Source organism: Pseudomonas sp. B12(2026) (assembly GCF_057767015.1).
In genome coordinates, this window is the sequence record NZ_CM173430.1 from 4,690,107 (window position 1) to 4,713,337 (window position 23,231).

15 protein-coding genes are annotated in these 23,231 nt (G+C 67.7%); 2 read left to right on the forward strand and 13 right to left on the reverse strand.

The window, feature by feature from the left end; genetic code table 11:
- The first annotated feature begins 3 nt into the window (after positions 1 to 3).
- Both AC3B6A_RS21870 and AC3B6A_RS21875 read left to right on the forward strand, forming a co-directional pair.
- Positions 4 to 465: a hypothetical protein gene (locus AC3B6A_RS21870; RefSeq protein ID WP_488399200.1), complete on the forward strand. Its 462-nt coding sequence runs from the start codon at positions 4 to 6 to the stop codon at positions 463 to 465.
- A gap of 19 nt (positions 466 to 484) precedes the next feature.
- A complete protein-coding gene (locus AC3B6A_RS21875) occupies positions 485 to 910 on the forward strand; it encodes a VOC family protein (protein WP_488399201.1) in 426 nt (141 codons plus the stop codon).
- Between the two features lie 21 nt (positions 911 to 931).
- Here the strand turns inward: AC3B6A_RS21875 and AC3B6A_RS21880 are convergent, their stop codons facing one another.
- The 13 genes from AC3B6A_RS21880 to AC3B6A_RS21940 form a co-directional block, all read right to left on the reverse strand.
- The gene (locus AC3B6A_RS21880) at positions 932 to 2,407 is read right to left on the reverse strand and encodes an efflux transporter outer membrane subunit (RefSeq protein WP_488399202.1); all 1,476 of its coding nucleotides are present in this window, start codon (positions 2,405 to 2,407) and stop codon (positions 932 to 934) included.
- Positions 2,404 to 5,517, reverse strand: coding sequence for a multidrug efflux RND transporter permease subunit (locus AC3B6A_RS21885; RefSeq protein ID WP_488399203.1), 3,114 nt, complete (start codon positions 5,515 to 5,517; stop codon positions 2,404 to 2,406). The genes AC3B6A_RS21880 and AC3B6A_RS21885 overlap by 4 nt, the downstream gene beginning before the upstream one ends.
- Complete coding sequence (locus AC3B6A_RS21890; RefSeq protein ID WP_488399204.1) at positions 5,517 to 8,639, reverse strand: MdtB/MuxB family multidrug efflux RND transporter permease subunit; 3,123 nt, start codon at positions 8,637 to 8,639, stop codon at positions 5,517 to 5,519. Before AC3B6A_RS21890 ends, AC3B6A_RS21885 begins: the two co-directional genes overlap by 1 nt.
- Positions 8,636 to 9,922 carry an MdtA/MuxA family multidrug efflux RND transporter periplasmic adaptor subunit gene (locus AC3B6A_RS21895; RefSeq protein WP_488399205.1) on the reverse strand — a complete coding sequence of 429 codons (1,287 nt, stop codon included), beginning with the start codon at positions 9,920 to 9,922 and terminating at the stop codon, positions 8,636 to 8,638. The genes AC3B6A_RS21890 and AC3B6A_RS21895 overlap by 4 nt, the downstream gene beginning before the upstream one ends.
- A 198-nt stretch (positions 9,923 to 10,120) precedes the next feature.
- Positions 10,121 to 10,621, reverse strand: coding sequence for a thiol peroxidase (tpx, locus tag AC3B6A_RS21900; protein WP_488399206.1), 501 nt, complete (start codon positions 10,619 to 10,621; stop codon positions 10,121 to 10,123).
- 1,017 nt (positions 10,622 to 11,638) lie between these two features.
- Positions 11,639 to 12,415 carry an L-arginine-binding protein AotJ gene (gene aotJ, locus AC3B6A_RS21905; RefSeq protein ID WP_488399207.1) on the reverse strand — a complete coding sequence of 259 codons (777 nt, stop codon included), beginning with the start codon at positions 12,413 to 12,415 and terminating at the stop codon, positions 11,639 to 11,641.
- A 551-nt stretch (positions 12,416 to 12,966) separates the two neighbouring features.
- Positions 12,967 to 13,953: a GTP 3',8-cyclase MoaA gene (moaA, locus tag AC3B6A_RS21910; RefSeq protein WP_488399208.1), complete on the reverse strand. Its 987-nt coding sequence runs from the start codon at positions 13,951 to 13,953 to the stop codon at positions 12,967 to 12,969.
- 119 nt (positions 13,954 to 14,072) lie between these two features.
- Positions 14,073 to 14,891 carry a peptidylprolyl isomerase gene (locus tag AC3B6A_RS21915; RefSeq protein WP_488399209.1) on the reverse strand — a complete coding sequence of 273 codons (819 nt, stop codon included), beginning with the start codon at positions 14,889 to 14,891 and terminating at the stop codon, positions 14,073 to 14,075.
- Positions 14,892 to 14,942: 51 nt separating this feature from the next.
- The gene (gene narI, locus AC3B6A_RS21920) at positions 14,943 to 15,629 is read right to left on the reverse strand and encodes a respiratory nitrate reductase subunit gamma (RefSeq protein ID WP_488399210.1); all 687 of its coding nucleotides are present in this window, start codon (positions 15,627 to 15,629) and stop codon (positions 14,943 to 14,945) included.
- Positions 15,630 to 15,632: 3 nt separating this feature from the next.
- A complete protein-coding gene (gene narJ, locus AC3B6A_RS21925; protein ID WP_488403666.1) occupies positions 15,633 to 16,373 on the reverse strand; it encodes a nitrate reductase molybdenum cofactor assembly chaperone in 741 nt (246 codons plus the stop codon).
- Between the two features lie 17 nt (positions 16,374 to 16,390).
- Positions 16,391 to 17,926: a nitrate reductase subunit beta gene (narH, locus tag AC3B6A_RS21930; protein WP_488399211.1), complete on the reverse strand. Its 1,536-nt coding sequence runs from the start codon at positions 17,924 to 17,926 to the stop codon at positions 16,391 to 16,393.
- An 11-nt stretch (positions 17,927 to 17,937) separates the two neighbouring features.
- Positions 17,938 to 21,717, reverse strand: a complete 3,780-nt coding sequence (locus tag AC3B6A_RS21935) for a nitrate reductase subunit alpha (protein ID WP_488399212.1) — start codon at positions 21,715 to 21,717, stop codon at positions 17,938 to 17,940.
- Positions 21,718 to 21,813: 96 nt separating this feature from the next.
- Entirely contained in the window at positions 21,814 to 23,220 is a 1,407-nt protein-coding gene (locus AC3B6A_RS21940) for a NarK family nitrate/nitrite MFS transporter (protein ID WP_488399213.1), read from the reverse strand.
- Positions 23,221 to 23,231: the final 11 nt, after the last annotated feature.

The following is a 23,231-nucleotide window of genomic DNA, read 5'->3' on the forward strand; positions in this document are numbered from 1 at the left end:
CGCATGCATCGACAAGCCAGTGAGCTGCAGGCCGCCTACCTCGGTGAAGTGCGCGGCGAGAACTTCTTCCTCGGCCTCGCCGGGCAGTTGCCCGAGGCCGCTTCCACGATGCTCCTGCTGGCCCGGCTGGAGCGCCAGACCGGCCTGCGCATGGCCCGCCTGCTGCAGCGCCACAACCTGCCGCTGGGCGACACCGCCCGGGCCGGCGCCCAGGGCCGCCAGCGCGCCGCCGAGTGGCTGGGGCTGGACTGGGCGCAGACGCTGAAGCAGCTGGAAGACCTGCTGGAGCCCTTCGTCGAGCGCTACGACGCCCTCGCCGAGCAGGGCGACGACAGCGACCGCGACATCCTCGACGACCTCGCCGAGCACGAACGCGCCCTGCTGGCCTTCACCCGCCTGGCCCGCCACGGGCGGATGAGCGAGGCCGAGGCCGCCATCACCCGCCTGCTGGCCGTACCGGCCTGAACCGCACAGGAGCACACCGATGAGCCTCTCGCCCTTCCACCTGGCCATTCCCGTCCACGACCTGGCCCTCGCCCGGCGCTTCTACGGCGAGGTCTTCGGCCTCGCCGAGGGCCGCAGCAGCGGGCAATGGGTGGATTTCGACTTCTTCGGCCACCAGCTGGTGATCCACGAGCACCCGCGCACCGCCAGCCAGGAGGCGGCGCACACCAACCCGGTGGACGGCCACGACGTGCCGGTGCCGCACTTCGGCGTGGTGCTGCCCTGGGAGGACTGGGAACGCCTGGCGCAGCGGCTGCGCGAGCACGGTGCGCGGTTCGTCATCGAGCCCTACGTGCGCTTCCAGGGCAAGGTCGGCGAACAGGGCACCTTCTTCCTCTTTGACCCCTGCGGCAACGCCCTGGAGTTCAAGGCGTTCCGCGATATCGGCCAGCTCTTCGCCCACTGAGGGCAGCCGGACCGGCCGCCGTCAGTCGCGCAGCGCCTGGCCTTCCTCGGCGATCCCCGCCGCGTCCCAGCCGCCGCCCAGCGCGGCGATCAGCTGCACGCTGGCGGTCAGCCGGCTGCCCTGCAGGGTCAGCAGGGTGCGCTCGTTGGACAGCGCGGCGGTCTGGGTGGTGACCACGTTGCTGAAGTCGATGGTGCCGGCCTTGTACTGGTTGAAGGTCAGGCGCAGCGCCTCGCGGGCGGCGTCCAGCGCTTCCTTCTGCACGCCGCTCTCCTGTTCCAGCACCTTGAGCTGGACCATGTAGTCCTCCACCTCGCGGAAGCTGTCGAGCACGGTCTGCCGGTAGCTGGCCACGGTCTGGTCGTAGCTGGCCTCGGCCTGTTCGACCTGCGAGGCGATCAGGCCGCCGTCGAACAGGGTCATGGCGAACTGCGGGCCGATGGACCAGTAGCGGTTGGGCGTCTCGATCCAGTTCTGGAAGCTGCCGCTGCGGTAGCCGCCGGCGGCGGTGAGGGTCAGGTCGGGGAACCAGGCGGCCTTGGCCACGCCGATCTGCGCGTTGGCGGCGATCACCCTGCGCTCGGCCGAAGCCACGTCCGGGCGGCGTTGCAGCAGCTCGGACGGCAACAGCGCCGGCACCGGCGGCAGCGCCGGGACGCCGTCCACGGCGGCCAGGGCGAACTGCGCCGGCGGCACCCCGACCAGCACAGCGATGGCGTGCTCCAGCTGGGCGCGCTGGTATTCCAGGTCGATGGCCTGGGCCTCGGTGCTTTTCAGCTGGGTGCGCGCCTGGGCCACGTCGGCCTTGGTGACGATGCCGGCGTTGTACTGGTTCTGGGTCAGCGTCAGCGAGCGCTGGTAGGCTACCACCGTGTCGTTGAGCAGCTTGATCTGCTGGTCCATCACCCGCAGTTGCAGGTAGTCCTGGGCCAGCTCCGACTGCAGCGACAGGCGCGAGGCGGCGAGGTCCGCGGCGCTGGCGTCCATGCTCGCGGTGTCGGCTTCCAGCTGGCGGCGCAGCTTGCCCCACAGGTCCAGCTCCCAGCTCACCCCGAGGCTGGCGTCGTAGCTGTTGGAAATGCCGCCACCGCCGCCGCTGCTCACCGTCGAGCCGTCGGGCAGGCGCACGCTGCCGCCGCTGCCGGTGCCCTGGCCGGAGCGGGTCTTGCCGGCGTCGGCGCTGAGGGTCGGGAAGAACGACGAGCGCGAGCCCTTGGCCAGCGCCCGCGCCTGGCGGTAGGAGGCGACGGACTGGGCGAGGGTCTGGTTGGCGGCGACCAGGCGGGTCTGCAGGTCGTTCAGCGTGGCGTCGCCGTACAGCTCCCACCAGGCGCCGTGGCTGAAGCCGTCCTGCGGCTGCGCCAGGCGCCAGCCGTCGCCTTCCTTGAAGCTGGCGGGCACCGTCAGCTCGGGGCGCTGGTAGTCCGGGCCGATGGCGCAGCCGGCCAGGGCCACGGCCAGCGCCAGGGGGGCGAACAGGGAACGGGGGCGGATCATACGGGTGTCTCCAGGGCGCCGTCGGTGGCCACGCCGCGCTTCCGGTTGACCCAGTGGCGCAGGCGGTCGAGGTAGAGGTAGACGACGGGGGTGGTGTACAGGGTCAGCAACTGGCTGCCGATCAGGCCGCCGACGATGGTCATGCCCAGCGGGCGGCGCAGCGCGGCGTCGACGCCGACGCCGAAGATCAGCGGCAGCGCGCCGAGGATGGCGGCCAGGGTGGTCATCATGATCGGCCGGAAGCGCTTCATGCAGGCTTCGAGGATCGCCTCGCGCGGCGACAGGCCGAGGGTGCGTTCGGCGTCGAGGGCGAAGTCGATCATCATGATCGCGTTCTTCTTCACGATGCCGATCAGCAGGATCACCCCGATCAGGGCGATCAGCGACAGCTCGGTGCGGAACAGCATCAGCGTGAGCAGCGCGCCGACACCGGCCGAGGGCAGCGTCGAGAGGATGGTCAGCGGGTGCACGTAGCTCTCGTAGAGGATGCCGAGCACGATGTACACCGCCACCAGCGCCAGCAGGATCAGCCAGGGCATGTCGTTCTGGGTGTCCTGCACCGCGCCGGCGTTGCCTTCGAAGGTGGCCTGGATTTCCAGCGGCAGGTGCAGCGGCTCCAGCGCCGCCATCACCGCGTCGCGGGCCGGGCCGATCTGGGCGCCGGGGGCGAGGTTGAAGGAGAAGGTGGTCGCGGCGAACTGGCCCTGGTGGTTGACCGTCAGCGGCGCGCGGCTGGGCTCCACGTGGGTGAAGGCCGACAGCGGGATGCGCTGGCCGTCGCTGCCGATCACGTAGATCCGCCGCAGCTCCTCGGGCGACTCCTGGAAGGGTTGGTCCACTTCCATCACCACGTGGTACTGGTTCAGCGGATTGAAGATGGTCGACACCTGGCGCTGGCCGAAGGAGTTGTTCAGCACCGCGTCCACGTCGGCCACGTTCACGCCCAGGGTGGCGGCGCGGTCGCGGTCGATCACCAGGCGGCTCTGCACGCCCTTGTCCTGGGCGTCGCTGTTGACGTCCACCAGTTGCGGGACCTTGTTCAGCACCGCCTCGACCTTGGGCGCCCAGTCGCGCAGCAGGGTCAGGTCGTCGCTGCGCAGGGTGAACTCGAACTGGGCGTTGCTCTGCCGGCCGCCGAGGCGCACGTCCTGGCCGGCCTGCAGGTAGAGCGCGGCGCCGGGAATCTGCGCCAGGCGCTTGCGCAGGCGGTTGACGATGACCTCGCCCGAGTCGCGCTCGCCGATGTCCTTGAGGGTGACGAAGAAGGAGCCGGTGTTGCTCGACTGCCACCTGCCGCCGCCGACGAAGCCCACCACGTTCTCCACGCCCGGGTCTTCCGAGAGGATCTTGCGGAACTCGGCCATCTTGCGGTCCAGCGCGCGGAACGAGGTGCTCTGGTCGGCCACCGCGAAGCCGCGCAGGCGCCCGGAGTCCTGCTGCGGCAGGAAGCCCTTGGGCACCACCACGAACAGGTAGAGGTTCAGCGCGATGCAGCCCAGCAGGATCACCATCATCAGCCGCGAGTGCTCCAGCGCCCAGCTCAGGCTTGCGCGGTAGCGCAGCATGAAGGCGACGAAGTAGCGGTTGCTCCGGCGCTCCACCGGGGACTTCTTCTGCCCGCGCTCGATGGGCTTGAGCAGGCGCGCGCAGAGCATCGGCGTCAGGGTCAGGGAGACCACCAGCGAGACCAGGATGGCCGCCGCCAGGGTCACCGAGAATTCGCGGAACAGCCGCCCGGTGATGCCGCCCATCAGCAGCAGCGGAATGAACACCGCCACCAGCGACAGGGTCATCGACAGCACGGTGAAGCTCACCTCGCGGGCGCCGCGGATCGCCGCCTGGAGCGGCGGGTCGCCCTCCTCGATGCGCCGGGCGATGTTCTCCACCACGACGATGGCGTCGTCCACCACGAAGCCGGTGGCGATGATCAGCGCCATCAGCGACAGGTTGTTCAGCGAGAAGCCGCACAGGTACATGACCGCGAAGGTGCCCACCAGCGACACCGGCACCGCCAGGCTGGGGATCAGCGTGGCGCGGCCGTTGCGCAGGAACAGGTAGACCACCAGGATCACCAGCGCCACGGAGATCAGCAGGGTCAGCTCGGCCTCGTCCAGCGAGGCGCGGATCGACGGGCTGCGGTCGTCCATCACCGACAGTTTCACCTGCGGGCCAAGCACGTCCTGGATGATCGGCAGCTGCGCGTGGATGGCGTCGGTGGCCTCGATGATGTTGGCGCCCGGCTGGCGGGTGATGATCAGCAGCACCGCCGGCAGGTTGTCGGAGAAGCCGGCGTTGCGGATGTCTTCCACCGAGTCGCTGACCTGCGCCACATCCTCCAGGCGCACCGCGGCGCCGGTGTCGGCGTTGAAGTGGACGATCAGCGGCGCGTATTCGCTGGCGGTGCGCAGCTGGTCGTTGGAGTCCACCTGCCAGTGGCGCCCGCCGAATTCCAGGGAACCCTTGGGGCCGTCGGCGTTGGTGTTGGCGATGGCGGTGCGCACGTTGTCCAGGGAAATGCCGTAGTGGCTGAGCCGGTCCGGAATCACGTTGACCCGCACCGCCGGCAGCGAGGAACCGCCGATGCTCACCTGCCCCACGCCTTTCACCTGCGCCAGCTTGGGCGACACGATGGTCGAGGCGAGGTCGTACATCTGCCCGCGGGAGTAGGTGTCCGAGGTCAGGGTGAGGATCATGATCGGGCTGTCCGACGGGTTCGCCTTGCGGTACGTCGGGTTGTTCGGCATGCCGGTGGGCAGCAGGCTCATCGCCGCGTTGATCGCCGACTGCACCTCGCGCGCGGCGCCGTCGATGTCCTTGGACAGGTCGAACTGCACGACGATGGTGGTGTTGCCCAGGGAGCTGCTGGAGGTCATGTCGGTGACCCCGGCGATGCGCCCGAGCGCGCGCTCCAGCGGCGTCGCCACGGTGGAGGCCATGGTTTCCGGGCTGGCGCCGGGCAGCGCGGCCTGCACCATGATGGTGGGGAAGTCCACGTTGGGCAGCGGCGCCACCGGCAGCAGGCCGAACGACAGGATGCCGGCCAGCAGCAGCGCCAGGGTCAGCAGGAAGGTCGCGACCGGGCGCAGGATGAACGGTCGGGAGAGGTTCATCACCCGCGCTCCGCCGGGTCGATGCTGTTCACGTCAAGCCCGTGGCGGCCGCGCCAGGCGGCCCAGCGCGCGGCGAGGCGGTCGAAATACAGGTAGATCACCGGGGTGGTGAACAGCGTCAGCAGCTGGCTCAGCAGCAGGCCGCCGACCATGGTCACGCCCAGCGGCCGGCGCAGTTCGGCGCCGGCGCCGCCGGCGAGCATCAGCGGCAGCGCGCCGAGCAGCGCGGCCATGGTGGTCATCAGGATCGGCCGGAAACGCAGCAGGCAGGCCTGGTAGATGGCCTCCTGCGGCGACTTGCCCTCGTTGCGTTCGGCGTCGAGGGCGAAGTCGATCATCATGATCGCGTTCTTCTTCACGATGCCGATCAGCAGGATGATGCCGATGATCGCCACGATGCCGATGTCCTGCCCCGAGAGCATCAGCGCCAGCAGCGCGCCCACGCCCGCCGAGGGCAGCGTGGAAAGGATGGTCACCGGGTGGATGAAGCTCTCGTAGAGGATGCCCAGCACGATGTACATGGTGACGATGGAGGCCAGCACCAGCAGCAGGGTGTTCGACAGCGACGACTCGAAGGCCTGGGCCGCGCCGCGGAAGCTGCCCTGCAGGCTGACCGGCAGCTCCATCTGCGCCTCGACGCCGCGGATCGCCTGCACCGCGTCACCCAGGGCGACGCCCTTGGCGAGGTTGAAGGAGATGGTCGCGGACGGGAACTGGGCGATGTGGTTGACCGCCAGCAGGGTGTGGCGCTCCTCGACCCTGGCCAGGCTCGACAGGCGCACCTGGGTGCCGTCGCTGGCGGGCACGTAGAGGTTTTCCAGCGACTGCGGGCCGATCTGGAATTCCGGCGCCACTTCCAGCACCACGCGGTACTGGGTGGCCTGGGTGAAGATGGTGGAGATCAGCCGCTGGCCGAAGGCGTTGTACAGCACGCTGTCGATGTCCGACAGGCTCACGCCCAGGCGCGAGGCGGTGTCGCGGTCGATGTTGATGAAGGCCTGCAGGCCCTTGTCCTGCCAGTCGCTGGCCACGTCGGCCAGCTCCGGCAGCTGCTCCAGGCGATCCACCAGCTTCGGCACCCACTCGGCGAGCACCTCGGGGTCGGCGTCCTGCAGGGTGAACTGGTACTGGGTACGGGCGATGCGGTCTTCGATGGTCAGGTCCTGCACCGGCTGCAGGTACAGGCGCACGCCGGCGACCTTGTCCAGCTCCGGCTGCAGGCGCTGGATCACCTCGCTGACGGTGACGTCGCGCTGGGCGTGGGGCTTGAGGTTGATCAGCAGGCGCCCGGTGTTGAGCGTGGCGTTGGTGCCGTCGACGCCGATGAAGGACGACAGGCTGTCCACCGCCGGGTCCTGCAGCACCACCTTGGCCAGCGCCTGCTGGCGGTCGGCCATGGCCTGGAAGGAGATCGACTGCGGCGCCTCGGCGATGCCCTGGATCACCCCGGTGTCCTGCACCGGGAAGAAGCCCTTGGGCATGAACACGTAGAGCAGCGCGGTGAGCGCCAGGGTGGCGATGGCCACCAGCAGGGTCAGCCTCTGGTGGCGCAGGACCACGCGCAGGGCGTCGGCGTAGCGCTCGATCATCCGCTCGATGAAGTGCCCGGCGGCGCGCGCGAAGCGGCCTTCCTTCTCCGGCGCGACGTGGCGCAGCAGCTTGGCGCTGAGCATCGGCGTCAGGGTCAGGGAGACGAAGCCGGAGATGAGAATGGCCACCGCCAGGGTGATGGCGAACTCGCGGAACAGCCGGCCGGCCACGTCGCCCATGAACAGCAGCGGGATCAGCACGGCGATCAGCGAGAAGGTCAGCGAGATGATGGTGAAGCCGATCTGCCTGGAGCCCTTGAGCGCGGCGTCCAGCGGCGAGTCGCCCTGCTCCAGGTAGCGGGCGATGTTCTCCACCATGACGATGGCGTCGTCGACCACGAAGCCGGTGGCGATGGTCAGCGCCATCAGCGTCAGGTTGTTGATCGAAAAGCCGGCGAGGTACATCACGCCGAAGGTGCCGATCAGCGACAGCGGCACGGCGAAGCTGGGGATCAGCGTCGCGGAGATGTTGCGCAGGAACAGGAAGGTGACCATCACCACCAGACAGACGGCGAGGAAAAGCTCGAACTGCACGTCGGCCACCGAGGCGCGGATGGTCGTGGTGCGGTCGGTGAGCACCGTCACTTCGAGGCTGCCCGGCAGGGTCGCCTGCAACTGCGGGAGCATCTTCTTGATGCTGTCCACCACCTCGATGACGTTGGCCCCCGGCTGGCGCTGGATGTTCAGCACCACCGCCGGCGCGTTGTTGGCCCAGGCGGCCAGGCGCACGTTCTCGGCGTCGTCCTCGACGCTGGCGACATCGCGCACGCGCAGCGGCGCGCCGTTGTTGTAGGCGATGATCAGGTCGCGGTAGGCGTCGGCGGACTTCAGCTGGTCGTTGGCGTCCAGGGTCGAGGAGCGCGTCGGGCCGTCGAAGCTGCCCTTGGGGCCGTTGAGGTTGTTGTTGGTGACGGTGGTCTGCAGGTCGTCCAGGCTCAGCCCGGCCGCCGCCAGGGCGCCGGGGTTGGCGCGGATGCGCACGGCGGGGCGCTGGCCGCCGCTGATGCTGACCAGGCCAACGCCGGAAATCTGCGAAATCTTCTGCGCGAGGCGCGTGTCGACCAGGTCCTGGATCTGCGGCAGCGGCATGTCCGGGGACATCACCGCCAGGGTCAGGATCGGCGCGTCCGCCGGGTTCACCTTGCTGTACACCGGCTGGTTCGGCAGGTCCTTGGGCAGCAGGCTCTGCGCGGTGTTGATCGCCGCCTGCACTTCCTGCTCGGCCACGTCGAGGTTCACCTGCAGGCTGAACTGCAGGGTGATCACCGAGGCGCCGCCGGAGCTGGTGGAGGACATCTCGTTGAGGCCGGGAATCTGCCCCAGCTGGTTCTCCAGCGGCGCGGTCACGGACGAAGTCATGATGTCCGGGCTGGCGCCGGGGTACAGGGTCACCACCTGGATGGTCGGGTAGTCCACTTCCGGCAGCGCCGAGATCGGCAGGAAGCGGTAGGCGATGATCCCCGACAGCAGGATCGCCACCATCAGCAGCGTGGTGGCGACCGGCCGCAGGATGAACAGGCGTGACGGGTTCATTCGCGCTTACCGCTGTCCTGGACCGGGCTGTCCGAGCCGAACGGCTTGGCGGTGCTCTTCTCGCCCTCCTCGCTGGCGGCCTCGCGGGCCTGCTCGGCGGAGGCGACGATGTTCATGCGCATGCCGTCGCGCAGGCGGTCGGTGCCCTCGACGACCACGCGGTCGCCTTCCTTCAGGCCCTCGGTGATCACCACCTTCTCGCCCTCGCTGGCGCCCAGGGTGACGAGCTGGCGCTTGGCCTTGTCCTCCTCGCCCACGCGGTACACGTAGGTGCCGTCGTTGCCGCGCTGCACGGCGTTGGCCGGGATGGTCAGCACGCCCCGCAGGGTCTCGGCGAGCAGGCGGACGTTGACGAACTGGTTGGGGAACAGCGCGTGGTCGGCGTTCTCGAAACCGGCCTTGAGCTTGATCGTACCGGTGGTGGTGTCGATCTGGTTGTCCAGGGTCTTGAGCACGCCGGTGGCGAGGGTCAGGTCCTGGTTGCGGTCCAGCGCCTGGACCGGCACCGGCTTGCCGGCGTAGAGCTCGCGGGCGACGGTGCCGAGCTGCTGCTGCGGCAGGCTGAACACCACGGAGATCGGCTTGACCTGGGTGATCACCACCAGCGGCGTGGTGTCGCCGGAGGTGACCAGGTTGCCCACGTCCACCTGGCGCAGGCCGACGCGGCCGGAGATGGGCGCGCGCACCTGGGTGAATTCAAGGTTGAGCCTGGCGTCGCTGACCTGGCCCTGGTTGGTCTTCAGGGTGCCTTCGTACTGGCGCACCAGGGCCTCCTGGGTGTCCAGGGTCTGCTTGGCGATGGAGTCCTCGGCGTACAGGCCGCGGTAGCGCGCCAGGTCGATCTGCGCGTTCTTCAGCTGCGCCTGGTTCTGCAGCAGGGTGCCCTGGGCCTGGTCCAGCGCGGCCTGGAACGGACGCGGGTCGATCACCGCGAGCACGTCGCCGGCCTTCACTTCCTGGCCTTCCTGGAACGGCACCTTGACCAGCTGGCCGCTGACCCGCGCGCGGACGTTGACCGTGTTGTAGGCCGTGACGGTGCCCAGCGCGTTGTAGTGCACCGGCAGGTCGCCCTTGACGGTGGGCGCGACGCTGACGGTGACCGTGGCGCCCTGCCCCGCCGCCATCTGCCCCGCGGATGGCCGCCCGCCGCGACCGCCCTGGGGTGCCGGCGCGCCACTGGAGGTCGAGTGCAGCCACATGATCAGCCCCACCACGGCGGCGAAGATGATCGCGGTGAAAAGCCAGGGGCGCAGGGTACGGAGGGTTCCATTGCTTGGGGTCATGGTCGTCGTCATGGCGAAAAAATAGAGGATAGCGAGGCTGAACGATAAGCACAGCGAGGCCGCAGGCAAAGTCTCTTTACCCGCTATTTACCTTTGATTTACCGGGGGTTACGAATTTTCGGCGAATGTCGCCGAAGGAGGCCGGAAGGTTTTCCGGCCGGCCGGACCGCCCCGCGGGGGGGCAGCCCGGCAGCGTCATCAGGCCAGGGCGGCGATGGCGGCGGCGTAGTTCGGCTCATCGGCGATCTCGCCGACCAGCTCGCTGTGCAGCACCTTGTTCTGCTCGTCCAGCACCACCACCGCGCGGGCGGCCAGGCCGACCAGCGGACCGCTGGCGATGGCCACGCCGTAGTCGGCGAGGAACTCGCGGCCACGCAGGGTGGACAGGTTGACCACGTTGGCCAGGCCTTCGGCGCCACAGAAGCGCGCCTGGGCGAACGGCAGGTCGGCGGAAACGCACAGCACCACGGTGTTGGCCAGCTTGCTCGCCTCGGCGTTGAACTTGCGCACGGAGGTGGCGCAGGTCGGGGTGTCGACGCTGGGGAAGATGTTCAGCACCTTGCGCTTGCCGGCGTAGTTGTCCAGGGTGACGTCGGAGAGGTCGCCGGCGACCAGCTTGAGGGCCGGGGCCTGTTCGCCTTTCTGCGGCAGCTTGCCATCGACGGAAACCGGATTGCCCTTGAGGGTGACTTGAGCCATTGCTTGGATCCTTCTGCTGAGGGGTGGCAGCGCTGGCGGAGAGCCAGCACCGCCCGAGAAATCGGAGCCGGGGGCAAATCCTAGCACGACTTTCCCGAGTGGATTGCTCGGGATATCCCGGCGGGACCGCTGGTTGGCGAGCCCTCTGCGGGGCGAGTGATCTGATGCCTCGTACGTGCGCGGCAATGCTGCTTGCCCTCTGCCAATCGGCTTCCTGCGCGCCTGAGACTGCCTGCGTTCGTACGAAGAGCAGGAGCATCGCGGACGGAGTCCGCTCCTACGAAAGCCGGTCCCACCGTACCCTGTGCGATGAGCTCCGGTTCGCGCCGTGCCCCTTGTAGGAGCGGACCTTGTCCGCGATCCGCCGGCAGGGCCGGCGTCAAGCGGGCTCGCGAGCAAGCTCGCTCCTACGAAAACGCCAAGCCCCCCGCCGCAGAGCCGCGTTCGTAAGATGGCGTGGAGCAAAGCGATACCCATCACGGCGGACGACGCCGCGCGTATCCTCCCTACGAAGAGCGAGAGCATCGCGGACAAGGTCCGCTCCTACGAAAGCCGGTCCCACCGTACCCTGTGCGATGAGCCCCGGTTCGCTCAGTGCCCCTTGTAGGAGCGGACCTTGTCCGCGATCCGCCGGCAGGGCCGGCGTCAAGCGGGTTCGCGAGCAAGCTCGCTCCTACGAAAGCGCCAAGCCGACCACTGCTGAGCCGCGTTCGTAGGATGGCGTGGAGCGAAGCGATACCCATCACGGCGAACGACGCCGCGCGTATCCTCCCTACGAAGAGCGAGAGCATCGCGGACAAGGTCCGCTCCTACGAAAGCCGGTCCCACCGTACCCTGTGCGATGAGCCCCCGTTCGCGCCGTGCCCCTTGTAGGAGCGGACCTTGTCCGCGATCCGCCGGCAGGGCCGGCGCCAGGCGGGTTCGCGAGCAAGTCCCGCCCAGGCGAACGCGCAAAACCACCCGCCGCAATGAAAAAGGCCGCCCGAAGGCGGCCTTTCCTGCAACACGCCGGGCCAATCAATCGCCGTAGATGTCGCTCTTGAAGTACTTGCCCTCGATCTCCTTGTACTTGCCATTGGCGCGCAGGGCATCGATGGCGGCGTTGAGCTGGCCGACCAGTTCGGTATTGCCCTTGTGCACGGCGATGCCGGCGCCCTCGCCGAAGTATTTCGGGTCCTTGAACTCCGGCCCGATGAAGGCGAAGCCCTTGCCGCGCGGGGTCTGCAGGAAGCCGATCTCCAGCGGGATGGAGTCGGCGAAGGTGCCGTCCAGGCGGCCCGCCAGCAGGTCCAGGTAGATCTCGTCCTGGCTGGTGTAGCGCACCACGTTGGCGCCGGCCTTGCCCAGGACCTCGGTGGCGAAGCGGTCGGCGGTGGAGCCGCGCTGCACGCCGATATTCTTGCCCTTGAGCTGGCTGAACTGCTCGTCCAGCTGCGAGCCTTCCTTCATCACCAGGCGGCCCGGGGTGAAGTAGTACTTGTGGGTGAAGTCCACCGAATGCTTGCGCTCGTCGGTGATGGTGATGGACGACAGCGCGGCGTCGATCTTGCGCACCTTCAGCGAGGGGATCAGGCCGTCGTATTCCTGCTCGACCCACTGGCACTTGCGCTTCATCTGTTCGCACAGGGCGTTGCCGATATCGTAGTCGAAGCCCGCGATGCCGCCGTCGGGGGTCTTGTAGGCGAAGGGTGGATAGGCCGCCTCGATGCCGATGCGCAGCGGCTTGTCGTCGGCGTGGGCGAAGGTGGTGAAGGCGGCCAGCAGCAGGCTGCCCAGCAGGGCTTTGCGATTCATCGATGAACTCCGTGGCGTGGTCGGTGACGCGACCGGGCGAGCGAGCGCCGGCCGTTGGGTTTCGGCTTGGCAGTGAATAGCCCGTCCGGGGTCGCGGCGCGGAGCGCCGCAGCGGCATTGCCTTGCCCTTGCCCAGGCGACTGTCTTGTTGTGATTCGTCCATGCGCGCCGTGCGCATAAACTTAAAATCCAATCTGGACTAAAAAGTACAGAACGTCAATCGTCCTGCGACCGTCCGGCGCACTCCCCTTTGCGGCCCCGTCGCTACTCCTTCGGAGGAATGTCGGCAGCGGGGCGATGGTCGTAGGCTGGAGGTGTTCCAGGCAATCCGAGGAGGAGCCGACTGATTCTTTCGCATGATTTTTTAGCTTCCACGGTTCAACTTGGCAGATTGCCCCGAGGCCCCGCGATACGCTCATGTCGCCGGGGCCTTTTCTTTTGTCTGGCATAAACCGAAAACCCGCGGCGGACGACGCTGTGTCATCCGCCGCGGGTGAGGAAGGGCGCAGGCAAGGCAAGGGCGGGCGCAGGGCCCGCCGAGGGAGGAACGGTCAACCGCCGCTGAGGTTCATGAAGCGCAGCACCTGCACGTCGCCGACGCTGAAGTCGTGGCGCGCGGGCTTGCGCTGCAGGGCGCCCTGCAGTGCCTCGAGGATCGGTTCGTCGTGCAGCGGATGGCGGCGCAGCAGGCCGCGCAGGTCGAGGGAATGCTCGTGGCCCAGGCACAGCAGCAGGCGGCCTTCGGCGGTCAGGCGCAGGCGGTTGCAGGTGGCGCAGAAGTTGTGCGAGTGCGGCGAGATGAAGCCGATGCGCGTGCCCGGATGCTGCGCCAGACGCACGTAGCGCGCCGGGCCGCCGCTGTGCTCGGCGCTGTCCAGCAGCTCGAAGCGCTCGGCGATCAGCGCGCGCACCTCGTCGCTGGAGCAGAAGCTCTCCTCGCGCTCGCGGCCGACCTGGCCCAGCGGCATTTCCTCGATGAAGCTGATGTCCAGCCCGTGGGCGATGGCGTAGTCCACCAGCGCCGGCACTTCGTCGGCGTTGCGGCCCTTCATCACCACGCAGTTGAGCTTGATGTGCTCGAAGCCGGCCTGCTGCGCCGCGTCGATGCCGCGCAGCACCTGCTCCAGGCGCCCGGTGCGGGTGATCGCGGCGAAGCGCTGCGGGTCGAGGGTGTCGAGGCTGATGTTCAGGCGGGTAAGACCGGCGGCATGCAGGTCGCCGGCCAGCCGGGTGAGCTGCGAGCCGTTGCTGGTCATGCACAGTTCGCGCAGGCCGGGCAGCGCGGCGAGGCGGTCGCACAGGTGGACGATGCCGGGGCGCACCAGCGGTTCGCCGCCGGTGAGGCGCAGCTTCTTCACGCCGCGCTCGACGAAGATCCGCGCCACCCGTTCGATCTCTTCCAGGGTCAGCACCTGCTGGCGCGGCAGGAACTGCATGTTCTCGGCCATGCAGTAGACGCAGCGGAAGTCGCAGCGGTCGGTCACCGACAGGCGCAGGTAGTCGATCTTGCGGCCTTGGCCGTCGATCCATTCGGGCATGCTGTTCAACTCCGGCCGTCGCTCCCCGTGGCGCGCGGCGGCCAATAGACTTGTCCTTTTCCGAAACCCCTCTCCCCCTGCAGGAGGGAGGAATGAGGAGAGAGGGGTCCGGAACCGGGTCACTGCACCAGCGGACTCTCCGCCCCGTCGAAGGCGAAGCCCTCGATCAGAGCCTCGCCCGCCAGTACGCTGATGTACTGGCTGACCGCCCGCTGCAGCACCTGGGCGCGCAGGTAGGCGGCGATGCGCGGGTGCGCTTGCGCGAAGTCCAGCGGCTCGCCGCCATCGCGCTCGATCAGCTCGACCACGTGCAGGCCGTAGCGGCTTTCCAGCGGATGGCCGAGCAGGCCGGGTTGCTGTTGCAGCAGGCGTTTCTCGAACTCGGGGACGGTCTGCCCCGGTTCGATCCAGCCCAGGTCACCACCGTCGTCCTTGGACGGGCAGTCGGAGAAACGCATGGCCTTCTCGGCGAAGCGCTCGGGGTGTTCGCGCAGCTCGGCGAGCAGCGCCTCGGCCTGTTCGCGGGCCTTGGCGCGGCCGTCCAGGTCGTCCGGCGCGCAGCCCAGCAGCACGTGGCGCAGGCGCATGCGCCAGGGCGAGGTCAGGCGCGTCGGGTTGGCAGCGTGCCACTGGCGGCAGGCGGTTTCGTCGGCTTCGGGCACGCCGACTTCACGGTCGATCAGCGCGCGGATGCGCGCCTCTTCCGGGGCCTCGCCCTCCTCCGCGTCGGCCGCAAGACCCAGCGCGTCGGCGCGCTGCAGCAGCAGCTGGCGCACCACCAGCGCGCGGCAGGCGGCGTACAGCGCCTCGGCGTGACTGGAAGCAGGATGGTATTGCAGCTCGCGGGCCAGTTCGTCTTCGGCGATGGCGATGCCGTTGACGGCGATCTTCGGCAGGTCGACGTGTTCGACCTTGGCTTCGTAGTGGGAACAACTCATTTCGATTACCTCCGTTTCCCACTCCCGCGCGGGGAGTGGGAAAGCTCATGCTCAGGCTGCGCGACGCTTCTGGCGGACCACCTGGTAGCGGCGGCCGAAGTACCACACCGGGGCGCTGGCGATGTGCACCAGGCGGGTGAAGGGGAACAGCACGAACAGGGTCAGGCCGAGGGTCACGTGCAGCTTGTAGACCAGCGATACCGGCGCGATGGCTTCGGCGGCGGCCAGCGGCTGCAGGGTGACGATGGACTGCGCCCAGTCGGCCAGCATCACCATCACCGAACCGTCCAGGTGGTGCGTCGAGGCGACGATGGTGGACAGGCCGAGGATCAGCTGGAGGTAGAGCACCACCAGGATCATCAGGTCGGACGCATTGCCGGTGGCGCGCACGCGGGCGTCGGTCAGGCGGCGCAGCAGCAGGCCGGTCAGGCCGATGAAGCAGAGCACGCCGAAGAGGCCGCCGGAGACCATCGCCAGCAGTTGCTTGTTCTCGGTGCTGATCAGGTGCGAATAGACCGAGTGCGGGGTCAGCAGGCCGACGAAGTGGCCGGCGAGGATGAACAGCACGCCGACGTGGAACAGGTTGCTGTAGATCCGCATGCCCTTCTTGCTGAGCATCTGGCTGGAACCGGCCCGCCAGGTGTATTGCGACAGGTCGAAGCGCGCCCAGCTGCCGATCAGGCAGATGAGCAGCGCGACGTAGGGATAGACCCCGAAGACTAGAAGATTGAGGGACATGGATCAGGCTCCTTCTCTGGCCGCCCGGTACTGCATCTGCGGAACCGGCTGGGCGACCCACTGCATGGGTTGTTCGGCGGAGGTGGAGATCCGCCGGGGGCTGGAGGACGGGCAACCGGCGGCGGGCTCGGTGAAGCTCACCGGGGTTTCCTCCCAGGCCTTGTCGATGGCTTCCAGGCTGTCGTCGCGCACTTCCTGCTCGCGGTCGCGCTTGAGCGCGCCGAGGTCCGGGCGCTCGCCGGACAGTTCCAGCAGGCCCTGGAAGATTGCGGCATAGGCGCTGTCGCGTTCCTCCAGGCGTACCGCCAGCAGGGCGAGGATGTGCGCCACTTCGGCGAGGCCCGAGCGCGCCGCCCCGGCGTCCTGCAGGGCGAGGAACTCCAGGTACAGCGGCAGGTAGTCCGGCAGCTCGTTGACGTCGATGGCCAGGCCCGCGTCGCTGTAGCGCTGCATCAGGTCGACCATGGCCTGGCCACGGTCACGGCTTTCGCCGTGAACGTGTTCGAAGAGCAGCAGCGAGACCGAGCGGCCGCGCTCGAACAGGCCGTCATAGCGTGCCTGCACATCGAGGATGTCGCCCTGGCACAGCTCGTTGAGCAGCGCGGCGATGCCGTCGCGCTGCGCTTCGGGCAGGTCGCAGGTGCGGATCAGGGCGTGCAGCGCCAGGCTTTCCTCGCGCAGTTCGGCGCGCGGGTAGTCCAGCAGCAGCGCGCTCAGCTTGAGCAACTGGCTGTGGCTTTCCATGGAAATGCTCATGGTGCTCACTCCTGGATCTGCACGGTCTGGATGACGTTGCGCTTGTCCACGGCCTTGCCGCCGAACAGGTTGACGCCGGAGTTGCTGGAGCAGCCGTTGCCGAAGCTGAAGCCGCAGCCGGAACGCTCGGCGAAGGCATCCGACAGCGCCTCTTCACGGTGCGCGGCGGGAATGACGAAGCGGTCCTCGTAGTTGGCGATGGCCAGGTAGCGGTACATCTCTTCCACCTGGTGCACGCTCAGGCCGACCTTCTCCAGCACTTCCAGGTCCTGCTTGCCTTCGACGTGCTCGGCGCGCTTGTAGGCGCGCATCGCCAGCAGGCGCTTGAGCGCCAGCAGCACCGGCGCGGTGTCGCCGGCGGTCAGCAGGTTGGCCAGGTACTGCACGGGGATGCGCAGGGACTCGACGTCCGGGATCACCCCGTCGCTGCCGATATGGCCTTCGGCGGCGGCGTTCTGGATCGGCGACAGCGGCGGCACGTACCACACCATCGGCAGCGTGCGGTATTCCGGGTGCAGCGGCAGGGCCAGCTTCCAGTCCATCGCCAGCTTGTACACCGGGGACTTCTGCGCGGCCTCGATGACGCTGTCGGCGATGCCGTCCTTGCGGGCCTGGGCGATCACCTTCGGGTCGAACGGGTCGAGGAAGATCTCCAGCTGCTTCTGGTACAGATCGCGCTCGTTCTCGCAGCTCGCCACTTCGTGGATGCGGTCGGCGTCATACAGCAGCACGCCGAGGTAGCGGATGCGCCCCACGCAGGTCTCGGAGCAGACGGTCGGCTGGCCGGCCTCGATGCGCGGGTAGCAGAAGATGCACTTCTCGGATTTGCCGCTCTTCCAGTTGAAGTAGATCTTCTTGTACGGGCAGCCGCTGATGCACATGCGCCAGCCGCGGCACTTGTCCTGGTCGATGAGGACGATGCCGTCTTCCTCGCGCTTGTAGATCGCGCCGCTCGGGCACGAGGCCACACACGCCGGGTTCAGGCAGTGCTCGCACAGGCGCGGCAGGTACATCATGAAGGTGTTTTCGTACTCGCCGTAGATGTCCGCCTGGACCTTGTCGAAGTTCTTGTCCTTGCGCCGCTTGGCGAATTCGGTGCCGAGGATTTCCTCCCAGTTCGGGCCCCACTCGATCTTCTGCATGCGCTGGCCGGAGACCAGCGAGCGCGGGCGGGCGACCGGCTGGTGCTGGGCCTTGGGCGCGGTGTGCAGGTGCTGGTAGTCGAAGTCGAAGGGCTCGTAGTAGTCATCGATTTCCGGCAGGTCCGGGTTGGCGAAGATGTTCGCCAGCACGCGGAACTTGCCGCCGATGCGCGGGACGATGGAGCCGTCGGCGTTGCGCTTCCAGCCGCCCTTCCACTTCTCCTGGTTTTCCCACTCCTTCGGGTAACCGATGCCGGGCTTGGTCTCGACGTTGTTGAACCAGGCGTACTCGACGCCTTCGCGGCTGGTCCAGACGTTCTTGCAGGTGATGGAGCAGGTGTGGCAACCGATGCACTTGTCGAGGTTCAACACCATGCCGACTTGCGAACGAATTTTCATGGCAGTAATCCTCAAATATCCTGGGGCAGCGGTTGCGGCAGGGCGTCACCGCCCAACCCGCCGTGCTCCGGCTCGTCGAGCCAGTCGACCTTGTTCATCTTGCGCACCACGACGAACTCGTCGCGGTTGCAGCCGACGGTGCCGTAGTAGTTGAAGCCCCACGCCTGCTGCGCGTAGCCGCCGATCATGTGGGTGGGCTTGAGCACCACGCGGGTCACCGAGTTGTGGTGGCCGCCACGGGTGCCGGTGGTCTCGCTGCCCGGCAGGTTCACGATGCGTTCCTGGGCGTGGTACATCATCACCATGCCGTCCTTCACGCGCTGGCTGACCACCGCGCGGCAGGTCGCGGCGCCGTTGGCGTTGAAGACTTCGCACCAGTCGTTGTCCTCGATGCCGGCGCGCCTGGCGTCGTTCTCGCTCATCCAGATGATCGGGCCGCCGCGCGACAGGGTGAGCATCAGCAGGTTGTCGGTGTAGGTGGAGTGGATGCCCCACTTCTGGTGCGGGGTGATCCAGTTCAGGGTGATCTCGGTGTTGCCGTTGGGCTTCTTGTTGAACAGCTTGTCGGTGCTGCGGGTGTTGACCGGCGGCCGGTAGCTGACGAAGCCCTCGCCGAAGGCCTGCATCCAGGGGTGATCCTGGTAGAACTGCTGGCGACCGGTGATGGTGCGCCACGGGATCATCTCGTGGACGTTGGTGTAGCCGGCGTTGTAGCTCACGTGCTCGTCTTCCAGGCCCGACCAGGTGGGGCTGGAGATGATCTTGCGCGGCTGCGCCTGGACGTCGCGGAAGCGGATCTTCTCTTCCTGCTTGGGCAGCGCCAGGTGGTTGTGCTCGCGGCCGGTGATCTGCGCCAGCGCGTCCCAGGCCTTGACCGCGACCTGGCCGTTGGTTTCCGGCGCCAGGGCGAGGATCACCTCGGCGGCGTCGATGGCGCTCTCGATGCGCGGACGGCCTTCACTGATGCCCGGCTCGGTGACGCGATGGTTCAGCTCGCCGAGCAGCTTCACTTCCTTCTCGGTGTTCCAGCCGATGCCCTTGCCGCCGTTGCCCAGCTTGTCCAGCAGCGGGCCGAGGGAGGTGAACTTCTTGTAGGTGTTGGGGTAGTCACGCTCGACCACGTGCAGGGTCGGCATGGTGCGGCCAGGAACCGGTTCGCACTCGCCCTTCTTCCAGTCGCTGCCGCCGAACGGCTGCGCCAGCTCGTTGGCGGTGTCGTGCAGCAGCGGCACGGTGACCAGGTCCTTCTCCACGCCCAGGTGGCCGACGGAAACCTCGGAGAACTTCTTCGCGATGGCCTTGTAGATCTCCCAGTCGCTCTTGGCTTCCCAGGCCGGGTCGGTGGCGGCCGACAGCGGGTGAATGAAGGGGTGCATGTCGGAGGTGTTGAGGTCGTCCTTCTCGTACCAGGTGGCGGTCGGCAGGACGATGTCCGAGTACATGCAGGTGGAGGACATGCGGAAGTCGAGGGTGGTGACCAGGTCCAGCTTGCCTTCGGCGCCCTGGTCGACCCAGTCCACTTCGCCCGGGCACGGGCCGCCGGCCTTGCCGAGGTCGTCGTTCATCACGCCGTTCTTGGTGCCCAGCAGGTACTTGAGCATGTACTCGTGGCCCTTGCCCGAGGAGCCGAGCAGGTTGGAGCGCCAGACGAACATGTTGCGCGGGAAGTTCTGCGGATCGTCCGGCGCCTCGCTGGCCACGCGCAGGTTGCCGGCCTTGAGCTCGCGCACCACGTAGTCCTGCACCGGCAGGCCGGCCTTCTCGGCGTCGGCGGCGATGCGCAGCGGGTTGCGGTCGAGCTGCGGGGCGGACGGCAGCCAGCCCATGCGCTCGGCGCGGATGTTGTAGTCCACCGCGTGTTCGGGGAACTGCCTGGTGTCGGCCAGCGACGACAGCACTTCGTGCATCGACAGCTTCTCGTGGCGCCATTGCGAGCTGTGCAGGTAGAAGAAGCTGGTGCCGTTCATCTGCCGCGGCGGGCGGCTCCAGTCGGTGCCGAAGGCCAGCGGGACCCAGCCGGTCTGCGGGCGGAGCTTCTCCTGGCCGACGTAGTGCGCCCAGCCGCCACCGCTCTGGCCGATGCAGCCGCACATCATCAGCATGTTGATGACCGCGCGGTAGTTCATGTCCATGTGGTACCAGTGGTTCATCGCCGCGCCGATGATCACCATGGCCTTGCCGTGGGTCTTGTCGGCGCTGTCGGCGAACTCGCGGGCCACCTGGATCGCGCGGGCCGCCGGAACGCCGGTGATGCGCGCCTGCCACGCCGGGGTGTAGGGCACGTCGGCATCGTTGTAGGAGGCGGCGACGTTGCCGCCACCCAGGCCACGGTCGAGGCTGTAGTTGGCCATCTGCAGGTCGTAGACGGTGGCCACGCGCAGGGTCTTGCCGTCGGCGCCGGTGATCTCGCGGAACGGCACGCGGCGCACCAGCACCTCGTCGTTTTCCACGCCCTTGAAGTGCGGGTGTTCCTGCCCGGCGAAGTACGGGAAGCCGACGTCGCAGGCCTGTTCCGGGCCGTCGATCAGGGTCAGCGCCAGGCGGGTGTCACGCTTCTGGCCGCCTTCCTTCTCCTCTATGTTCCACTTGCCCGACTCGCCCCAGCGGTAGCCGATGGCGCCGGTGGGCGAGACCAGCTCGCCGCTGATTTCGTCGAGGCCGATGGTCTTCCACTCGGGGTTGTTGTCCTGGCCGAGATTGTTCGCCAGGTCGGCCGCGCGCAGATAGCGGGTCGGCTTGAGCACGCCCTCGGCGTGCGGCTCCAGCAGCACCAGCATCGGCATGTCGGTGTACTGGCGGCAGTAGTCGACGAAGTAGGCGCTGGGCTTGTCGAGGTGGAATTCCTTGAGGATGACGTGACCGAAGGCCATGCCCAGCGCGGCGTCGGTGCCCTGCTTGGGGTTGAGCCAGAGGTCGGTGAGCTTGGCCACCTCGGAGTAGTCCGGGGTGACGGAGACGGTCTTGGTGCCCTTGTAGCGGACCTCGGTGAAGAAGTGCGCGTCGGGGGTACGGGTCTGCGGGACGTTGGAGCCCCAGGCGATGATGTAGCTGGAGTTGTACCAGTCGGCCGATTCCGGCACGTCGGTCTGCTCGCCCCATATTTGTGGGGACGCGGGAGGAAGGTCGCAGTACCAGTCATAGAAGGACAGGCACACGCCGCCGATCAGCGACAGGTAACGGGCGCCGGCGGCGTAGCTGACCATGGACATCGCCGGGATCGGCGAGAAGCCGACCACACGGTCGGGGCCGTAGGTCTTGGCGGTGTAGACGTTGGCGGCGGCGATGATCTCGGTGACTTCGTTCCAGCTGGAACGGACGAAGCCGCCCAGGCCGCGCTCGCTCTTGTAGCTCCTGGCCTTGGCCGAATCCTCGACGATGCTGGCCCAGGCGTTCACCGGGTCCTTGTGCACGGCGCGCGCCTCGCGCCACAGCTTGAGCAGCGGCTTGCGCACCTTGGGGTATTTCAGGCGGTTGGCGCTGTAGATGTACCAGGAGTAGCTGGCGCCGCGGGGGCAGCCGCGCGGCTCGTGGTTGGGCAGGTCCGGGCGGGTGCGCGGGTAGTCGGTCTGCTGGGTTTCCCAGGTGATCAGACCGTTCTTCACGTAGATCTTCCAGGAACAGGAGCCGGTGCAGTTCACCCCGTGGGTGGAGCGCACGATCTTGTCGTGCTGCCAGCGCTGCCGGTAACTGTTTTCCCAGGCACGGCTCTCGTTGCTGACTTCGCCATGACCATCGGCGAATTCGCCCTGCTTCTTCTTGAAGAACTGCAGGCGGTCGAGCAGGTAACTCATCTATATCTCCTCACCCGGTCTACGCCGGGCGTACAAACACCAATCAAGCTCGCTAAACGGGAATGCGGCGGGCGCGGACAGCGCCCGCCACGGGGATCAGCACGGGCTCTCGGCCCCCTTGCGCGCATACCACCACCAGGTGGCGAGGATGCAGCTCAGGTAGTAGGCGACGAACACGTAGAGGGCGCCCTCGGCGCTGCCGGTCATGGCCAGCGAGGTGCCGAAAGCCTTGGGAATGAAGAAGCCGCCGAAGGCGCCGATGGCGGCCGAGAAGCCGATCACCGCCGCCGACTCCATGCTGGCGCTCTTGGCCGCCTGGGCCTCGGAAACGTTGCCCTTCAGCAGGCGCATGGCCCACTCGTTGCGGAAGATCACCGGGATCATGCGGAAGGTGCTGCCGTTGCCGATGCCGGCGAAGAAGAACAGCGCGATGAACGAGCCGAGGAAGCCGAAGAAGCTGCCGCTGCCGCCCGCGCCGGGCAGGAAGGAAATCACCGCGAACACCCCGCCGATCATCGCCACGTAGTTCCACAGGGTGATGCGCGCGCCGCCGAACTTGTCGGCCAGCCAGCCTCCCAGCGGCCGGCTCAGGGCGCCCACCAGCGGGCCGAGGAAGGCGTACTGCAGCGGGTTGATGTCCGGGAACTGGGTCTTGCTGAGCATGGCGAAGCCGGCGGAGAAGCCGATGAACGAGCCGAAGGTGGCCACGTACAGCCAGCACATCAGCCAGTTGTGCTTGCGCTTGAAGATCACCGACTGCTCGCGGAACGAGGCCTTGGCGTCGGCGATGTCGTTCATGCCGAACCAGGCGGCGACGGCCACCACGGCGATGAAGGGCACCCAGATCCAGCCGGCGTTCTGCAGGAACAGGCGGCCGCCGTCAGTCAGCTGCTGCGGCTCGCCGCCGAAGGCGCCGAACAGGCCGCCGGCCACCGCCAGGGGCACGGCGAACTGCATCACCGAGACGCCCAGGTTGCCCAGGCCGGCGTTCAGGCCCAGGGCGGTGCCCTGCTGGTTCTTCGGGTAGAAGAAGCTGATGTTGGACATGCTGGAGGCGAAGTTGCCGCCGCCGAAGCCGCACAGCAGGGCGATGGTGGCGAACACCCAGTAAGGGGTGGTCGGGTCCTGCACGGCGAAGCCCAGCCAGATGCAGGGGATCAGCAGCGAGGCGGTGGACAGCGCGGTCCAGCGGCGGCCGCCGACCATCGGCACCATGAAGGAGTAGAACACCCGCAGGGTGGCGCCGGAGATCGACGGCAGCGCGGCGAGCATGAACAGCTGGTCGTTGCTGAAGCTGAAGCCGGCGCTGTTCAGGCGCACGGTGACGGTGCTCCAGATCATCCACACGGAGAACGCCAGCAGCAGCGCCGGGATGGAAATCCACAGGTTGCGGGTGGCGATGCGCTTGCCACTCTGCGCCCAGAACTCGGAGTCTTCGGGACGCCAGTCGATCAATAACGGACCTATGGCGGCTTTCAGTTGGGGATTGACGATCATGCCCATGACGGCACTAC

Coding starts and splice junctions, on each gene's coding strand:
- AC3B6A_RS21885 (WP_488399203.1), bottom strand. CDS start 5,517: ATGAACCTCTCCCGACCGTTCATCCTGCGCCCGGTCGCGACCTTCCTG.
- tpx (WP_488399206.1), bottom strand. CDS start 10,621: ATGGCTCAAGTCACCCTCAAGGGCAATCCGGTTTCCGTCGATGGCAAG.
- AC3B6A_RS21870 (WP_488399200.1), top strand. CDS start 4: ATGCATCGACAAGCCAGTGAGCTGCAGGCCGCCTACCTCGGTGAAGTG.
- AC3B6A_RS21935 (WP_488399212.1), bottom strand. CDS start 21,717: ATGAGTTACCTGCTCGACCGCCTGCAGTTCTTCAAGAAGAAGCAGGGC.
- AC3B6A_RS21940 (WP_488399213.1), bottom strand. CDS start 23,220: ATGGGCATGATCGTCAATCCCCAACTGAAAGCCGCCATAGGTCCGTTA.
- AC3B6A_RS21915 (WP_488399209.1), bottom strand. CDS start 14,891: ATGAGTTGTTCCCACTACGAAGCCAAGGTCGAACACGTCGACCTGCCG.
- narJ (WP_488403666.1), bottom strand. CDS start 16,373: ATGGAAAGCCACAGCCAGTTGCTCAAGCTGAGCGCGCTGCTGCTGGAC.
- AC3B6A_RS21875 (WP_488399201.1), top strand. CDS start 485: ATGAGCCTCTCGCCCTTCCACCTGGCCATTCCCGTCCACGACCTGGCC.
- AC3B6A_RS21880 (WP_488399202.1), bottom strand. CDS start 2,407: ATGATCCGCCCCCGTTCCCTGTTCGCCCCCCTGGCGCTGGCCGTGGCC.
- narI (WP_488399210.1), bottom strand. CDS start 15,629: ATGTCCCTCAATCTTCTAGTCTTCGGGGTCTATCCCTACGTCGCGCTG.
- AC3B6A_RS21895 (WP_488399205.1), bottom strand. CDS start 9,922: ATGACCCCAAGCAATGGAACCCTCCGTACCCTGCGCCCCTGGCTTTTC.
- aotJ (WP_488399207.1), bottom strand. CDS start 12,415: ATGAATCGCAAAGCCCTGCTGGGCAGCCTGCTGCTGGCCGCCTTCACC.
- moaA (WP_488399208.1), bottom strand. CDS start 13,953: ATGCCCGAATGGATCGACGGCCAAGGCCGCAAGATCGACTACCTGCGC.
- AC3B6A_RS21890 (WP_488399204.1), bottom strand. CDS start 8,639: ATGAACCCGTCACGCCTGTTCATCCTGCGGCCGGTCGCCACCACGCTG.
- narH (WP_488399211.1), bottom strand. CDS start 17,926: ATGAAAATTCGTTCGCAAGTCGGCATGGTGTTGAACCTCGACAAGTGC.